Origin of the sequence: Actinosynnema sp. NPDC059335, from assembly GCF_042752395.1 — a bacterium.
Taxonomy (GTDB): Bacteria; Actinomycetota; Actinomycetes; order Mycobacteriales; family Pseudonocardiaceae; genus Actinosynnema.
The window spans coordinates 1-5,973 of the sequence record NZ_JBHYXZ010000058.1 but is presented as its reverse complement, the minus strand read 5'-3'; the positions used below and the strand labels follow the sequence as shown (position 1 = coordinate 5,973).

General features: G+C 76.4%; 4 protein-coding genes. 2 read left to right on the top strand and 2 right to left on the bottom strand.

Annotated features, from left to right (window positions below; all coding sequences use genetic code 11):
* Positions 1-159: 159 nt before the first annotated feature.
* Positions 160-1,206: a cellulose-binding protein gene (locus ACFXGA_RS19500; protein WP_378089748.1), complete on the bottom strand. Its 1,047-nt coding sequence runs from the start codon at positions 1,204-1,206 to the stop codon at positions 160-162.
* Positions 1,207-1,336: 130 nt separating this feature from the next.
* On the opposite strand from ACFXGA_RS19500, the gene ACFXGA_RS19495 reads away from it, so the two are divergent.
* The gene (locus ACFXGA_RS19495; RefSeq protein WP_378089746.1) at positions 1,337-2,557 is read left to right on the top strand and encodes a glycosyltransferase family 4 protein; all 1,221 of its coding nucleotides are present in this window, start codon (positions 1,337-1,339) and stop codon (positions 2,555-2,557) included.
* Complete coding sequence (locus ACFXGA_RS19490; RefSeq protein ID WP_378089744.1) at positions 2,554-4,674, top strand: glycogen debranching N-terminal domain-containing protein; 2,121 nt, start codon at positions 2,554-2,556, stop codon at positions 4,672-4,674. The genes ACFXGA_RS19495 and ACFXGA_RS19490 overlap by 4 nt, the downstream gene beginning before the upstream one ends.
* Before the next feature lie 297 nt (positions 4,675-4,971).
* On the opposite strand, the gene ACFXGA_RS19485 is transcribed toward ACFXGA_RS19490, so the two are convergent.
* Positions 4,972-5,301: a MerR family transcriptional regulator gene (locus ACFXGA_RS19485; protein WP_378089742.1), complete on the bottom strand. Its 330-nt coding sequence runs from the start codon at positions 5,299-5,301 to the stop codon at positions 4,972-4,974.
* Between the last annotated feature and the right edge of the window lie 672 nt (positions 5,302-5,973).

The following is a 5,973-nucleotide window of genomic DNA, read 5'->3' as shown; positions in this document are numbered from 1 at the left end:
ACCCCGCGCCCCCGGGCTCCGCCCCACAGCCTCCGCCGCCGGCCCCCCCCCCCCCCCCACCCCCCCCCCCCCCCCCCCCCCGCGCCGGCGGGCCCCCCCCCCCCCGGGCCCCCCCCCCCGCCGTTCCGCCGGTGGCCGGGGAGTCGGCGCGGGCCGGGGTCACACGGGCTCCACCGCGCCTCCCCGCACCGCCGCCCGTTCGAGCACCGCGCCCGTCAGCACCGCCGTGCTCTCCCGCACCGCGTTCCCCAGCACCGCGTCCGCCGGTGGCGTCGCGCCCTCCCGCACCGCGTCTTCCAGCGTCACCGCCTCTTCGAGCACCACCGCGGTGTCGAGCGCCGCCACCGCGCCGTCCGGTGCGGGGCCGTCCGCCGCGGGGCCGGTGCGCTGCGCCGGGATGTCCTCCAGCGGCGCGTGCAGCAGCGGGTCCGCCTCGGCCAGCAGCTCGCGCGCGCCTCGCAGTCCGGCGGCGATGCGGTCGCGCCGGTCGCGCAGCTCGTCCACCCGCTGCCGCGCCTCGGCCACGATCCGCCGCGCGTGCTCCTGGGCCTCGCGCACCAGCCGGTCCGCCCGCGCCCGGGCGGCGGCCTCCTCCGCGGCCATCGCCTCCAGCGACTCGGCCCGCCGCGCGTTCATCGCCAGCTCGAAGTCGACCCGGACCTCCTCGCGCAACGCCGCCGCCCGCTCGTCCAGCTCACGCCGCCGCTGCTCGGCCTGCCGCGTCGCGGCCAGCAGCCGCTCGCCGGCCTCCCGCATGAGCGTCCGGTGCTCGGCCTCGGCCTCCCGCCGCCGGGCGTCCAGCTCGGCGACGAGCCGTTCCGACCGCTCGCGCACCCGCGTCGCGGCCCGTTCCGCCGTGGCCCAGTGGCTGTCGGCGACGGCCCGCGCCCGCGCGGTGATCTCGGCCGCCTCCTCGTTCGCCAGCTCGGCCATCCGCCGCAGCCGCGCGGTCAGCGCTTCGGGATCGATCGGCGTGCGGCTGATCCGGTCGATGTGCTCGCGCAGCACGCGGATCTCCGCGCGGGCGGTCTCGAGCTGGCGGGCCAGGTCGTCGGCGCGGGCCTCGGCCGCGTCGCGGTCGACCGCCAGCACGCGCAGCTCGCCCTCGGCGCCCTCCACGTAGCGCCGCACCTGGGCGCGGTCGTAACCCCGCCACACCACGTCGAAATCGGACCGCAAGGGCACCAGGTCCCCGTCCACCGCCATTGCCCGCAGCACCTCCCGTGATCGAAGTCATGTTCGTCGCGGCGGATGTTGCGCACCGCCCACGATCTTTGTTAGCACTCTGGGGCGAAGAGTGCCAACAGTCGTCAGCCCTGCCCGATCGGAGGTCGACTTGAGCAGCTTGCCTTCCGCCGCAACGCTTTCCCGCCAGGCCGTCCGCGACCGGTTGCGCGTCGCGCTCGTGGTCCCACCGTACTTCGACGTCCCGCCCAAGGCGTACGGCGGTGTGGAGGCCGTCGTCGCGGACCTCGCCGACTCGCTCGTGGCCCGCGGCCACTCGGTGACCCTGCTGGGCGCGGGGGAGCCCGGCACCAAGGCCGCCTTCGTCCCCGTGTGGGACCGCACGGTCCCCGAACGCCTCGGCGAGCCGTTCCCCGAAGTCGTGCACGCCGCCGCGGTCCGCCGGGAGGTCGAGCGGCTCGTGGCCGCGGGCGGGCTGGACGTCGTGCACGACCACACCCTCGCCGGGCCGCTCAACGCGCCCGCGTACGCCGCGCTGGGCGTGCCGACCGTGGCCACCGTGCACGGGCCCGTCGACACCGACATGCGCCGCTACTACCGGGAACTCGGCCGGGACGTCGGCCTGGTCGCGATCAGCGACCGGCAGCGCGAGCTGGCCCCCGAGCTGAACTGGGTCGGCACCGTGCACAACGCGCTGCGCCTGCGCGACTGGCCGTTCCGCGCGCGCAAGGAGGACTACGCGCTGTTCCTCGGCCGCTTCCACCCGGACAAGGCCCCGCACCTGGCGCTGGAGGCCGCGCACGCCGCCGGCGTCCCGCTCGTGCTGGCGGGCAAGTGCTCCGAGCCGATCGAGAAGGAGTACTTCGAGGCCGAGGTCCGGCCCCGGCTGACCGAGCACGACCACGTCTTCGGCGTCGCCGACGCGACCGAAAAGCGCAAGCTGCTGTCCGCCGCCCGGTGTCTTCTGTTCCCGATCCGTTGGGAAGAGCCCTTCGGCATGGTGATGATCGAGGCGATGGCCTGCGGCACGCCGGTGGTGGCGTTGCGCGCCGGAGCGGTGCCGGAGGTGGTGGTGGACGGCGTGACCGGGTTGGTGCGGGACGACCCCGAGGAGCTGGTGGCCGCGCTGCACGACGTGCGCGAGCTGGACCCGGCGGCCTGCCGGGCGCACGTCGCCGCCCACTTCGACGTGGACGCCCTGGGCGCGGGCTACGAGGCCGCCTACCGCGAGGTCGTCGCCGGCGCGTCCGCCGACGGCTCGCTCACCGCGCTGCGCCGCGACTACGCCGCGCTGGACTCGGCGCTCGACCGGGTCTACGAGCGCAACGTCGACGGCGGGCCCGCCCTGCACGCCTCGGGGGACCGCGCGTGACCGCCGAGCTGCCACCGGACCCGCTCAACTCGGGCGAACCGGCGTTCGCGGGCGACGTCGGCGGCACCACGACCCTGGTCGAGGGCAGCACGTTCTGCCTGTCCACCGGCACCGGCGACATCGAGCCGGGCACACCGCACGGGCTGTTCTTCCGCGACGCGCGCGTGCTGTCGCGGTGGCAGCTCCGGCTGGACGGCCGCGCGCCGCACCCGCTGTCGGTGTCGCACCCCGAGGCGTTCGCGGCGCGGTTCGTGCTGCGCCGCCCGCCGGCGCCGGGCCTGGCCGACAGCACCCTGCTGCTGGTGCGCGAACGGCTCGTCGGCGACGGCATGCGCGAGACGATCACCGTCGACAACCTCGGCCGCGAGGCCACCGCCGTGCGGCTGGAGCTGCACGTGGACGCCGACTTCGCCGACCTGTTCGCGGTCAAGGAGGGCCGGTCCGCGCACGGCGGCTCCGACGCCACCGCCACCGGCCCCGAACTCGTGCTGCGGGACCGCAAGGACGGCTCGCGCGGGGTGTCGTTCACCGCCACCTCGGAACCCGTGGTCCTGCCCGGCGCGCTGAGCTGGCACGTGGTCGTGCCCGCGGGCGGCCGGTGGTCCACGGAGGTGGTCGTGCAGCCCACCGTGGCGGGCCGGCCGGTGCAACCGCAGTTCCACCGGGGCGAGCGGATCGAGGCCAGCGGGCCGGCGCGCAAGATCCGGGCGTGGCGCGCGGCCAGCACGCTGGTCACCGCGAGCGACCCGGTGCTGACGGGGGTGCTGCGCCGCACGGAGGGCGACCTCGGCGCGCTCCAGATCCACGACCCGGCCCGCGACGGCAGGCCGTTCGTCGCCGCCGGCGCGCCGTGGTTCATGACCCTGTTCGGCCGCGACAGCCTGCTCACCGCGTGGATGGCGCTGCCCTTGGACGTCGGCCTGGCGCTGGGCACGTTGCAGACCCTGGCCGAGACGCAGGGCAAGGTGGTCGACCCGCTGACCGAGGAGGAGCCCGGACGCGTCCTGCACGAACTGCGGCTCGGCCCGGACAGCACGGCCGTGCTGGGCGGCAACCACTACTACGGCACGGTCGACGCCACGCCGCTGTTCGTGATGCTGCTGGCCGAGTGCTGGCGGTGGGGCGCGGACCCGGCCGTGGTGCGCTCGCTGCTGCCCGCCGCCGACGCCGCGCTCGCGTGGGTCGACCGGTACGGCGACCGCGACGGCGACGGGTTCGTGGAGTACCGCCGCGCCACCGACCGCGGCCTGGTCAACCAGGGCTGGAAGGACAGCTTCGACGGCGTCAACGACGCGTCCGGCCGCCCCGCCCTCCCGTCGATCGCGTTGTGCGAGGTCCAGGGGTACGTGTACGCGGCGTTCCTGGCGCGGGCCGAGCTGGCCGAGGGCTTCGGCGACGAGGCGACCGCCGCCCGCCTGCGCGCCCGCGCCGAGGAGCTGCGGCAGCGGTTCGCCGAGGCGTTCTGGCTGCCCGACCGCGGCTGGTACGCCGTCGCGCTCGACGGGCGCAAGGAGCGGGTGGACGCGCTGACCAGCAACACCGCCCACTGCCTGTGGACCGGGATCGCCACCGACGAGCACGCGGCCGTGCTGATCCGGCGGCTGGCCGAGCCCGACATGGACACCGGGTACGGCCTGCGCACGCTCGCGTCCTCGATGGGCGCGTACAACCCGATGAGCTACCACAACGGGTCCGTGTGGCCGCACGACACCGCCATCGCGGTGGCCGGGCTGCTGCGCTACGCCCACCTGCCGGGCGCGGTGGACCTCGCGCACCGGCTGGCGGACGGCCTGCTGGACGCCGCCGCCTCGTTCGGCGGACGCCTCCCGGAGCTGTACTGCGGCTTCGCGCGCGACGACTTCAGCCCGCCCGTGCCCTACCCGACGTCGTGCTCGCCGCAGGCGTGGGCCAGCGCGTCGCCGCTGCTGCTGGTCCGGGCGTGCCTCGGGCTGGAGCCGCACGTGCCCCGGCGGACGTTGACCACCCGGCCGCACCTGCCCTCGCGGTGGGGCGAGCTGACGTTGACCGACCTGCGGCTCGGCGACGAGACCGCGCACATCAGCGCGACGGGGGAGAAGGTCGCGGTGTCCGGCCTGTCCGCCGACTGGACCACCTGACGCCCGGCCCCGGTCCTCGGGGTGGTGCGCGGACGCCGTGCCGCTCGGCGTGGGGCACGGCGTCCGGTCCGTTCGGGGAGGGCGGCTCGTCCGGCGGGGGGCGGTCCATCCGGCGAGGCGTGTCCACCTCGTCTGGCGTGTCCGCCTGGTTCGGCGAGGGCGGCTGGTTCGGCGGGGCGTGTCCGCCTGGTCCGGCGAGGGTGGCTCGTCCGGCGGGGCGTGTCCGCTCAGCCCGGCGAGCGGGTGTCCGGTTCGGCGAGCAGGCCGCCCGACACGTGGCCGTGCGATCGGGCGGCGTCACGCCGGCGCGGCGGGTTCGCCGCACGCGTCCAGCCGGCTCCTGAGCCGGTCCACCTCGGCGCGTGCGGCGGCCAGCGCGTCCTCCAGCTCCAGGATGCGCGTGGTCGCGGCCAGGGAGTGGCCCTGGTCGAACAGCGCCCGCGCCCGGTGCGCGAGTTCGAGCTGCCGGCGGCTGTAGCGGCGGTGCCCGGCCGAGGAGCGGTGCGGGCGGACCAGCTCGGCGGTGTCCAGGCTGCGCAGGAACGCCTGCCGCACGCCGAGCAGGTCGGCCGCCTGGCCGATCGAGTAAGCCGGGAAGTCCACGTCGTCGAGTTCGTGCAGGGCCACGACGGGCGGCTCCGTCCTCTGGTAGTGACTGCTTGACACAACTTACAGTGGCGGCTATAAGAAAGGTATATCGGTCAATGACCTGGTGAACGTGGCCCGGGAGTGATCGACGTGAACGGTGTGCTCGGCGCGGTCGGCTTCGCCGACCTGGTCCTGGCGGACCAGGGCTGGGTCGAGGCCGAGTTCGACGCGATCGTGGCCGCCAACTTCGGCGTCGCGGACCGTCCCCGGCCGGCGGCGCGGCGGCCGCCGCGGGAGCGCCGCGGCCCCGACCGGCTCGCCGGCCGCGACACCGGCCGCCCGGCCCCGCCGCCGCACCGGGTGCACCCCCGCGAGCGGTCTCCTCCGCCGTGCCGCGTGGCCGGTGTGGCAGTTCGGACTCGACAGGGAGGTGACCCGCGACGGGGGTTCGACCCGTTCGGCGAGGTGGCTCGCCCCCACCGGTTTCCGGGTGACGATCGACCCCGGCCCGCGCCTCGTGGCGCGATCGGGCGAGCACCACGGGTTTGAGCCCCCGATGGTGTGTGAATCCACTCCTGAACGTCGTACCCGTCCGGGGGCGGGGGGCCGGGGGGGGGGCGGCGGCGGGGGCGGGCCGGGGGGGGGGGGGGGGTGCGGGTGTGGGGCGGGGGTGGCCGGGGGCGCTGAGCGCCGGGCGGGTGGGGGGCGCCG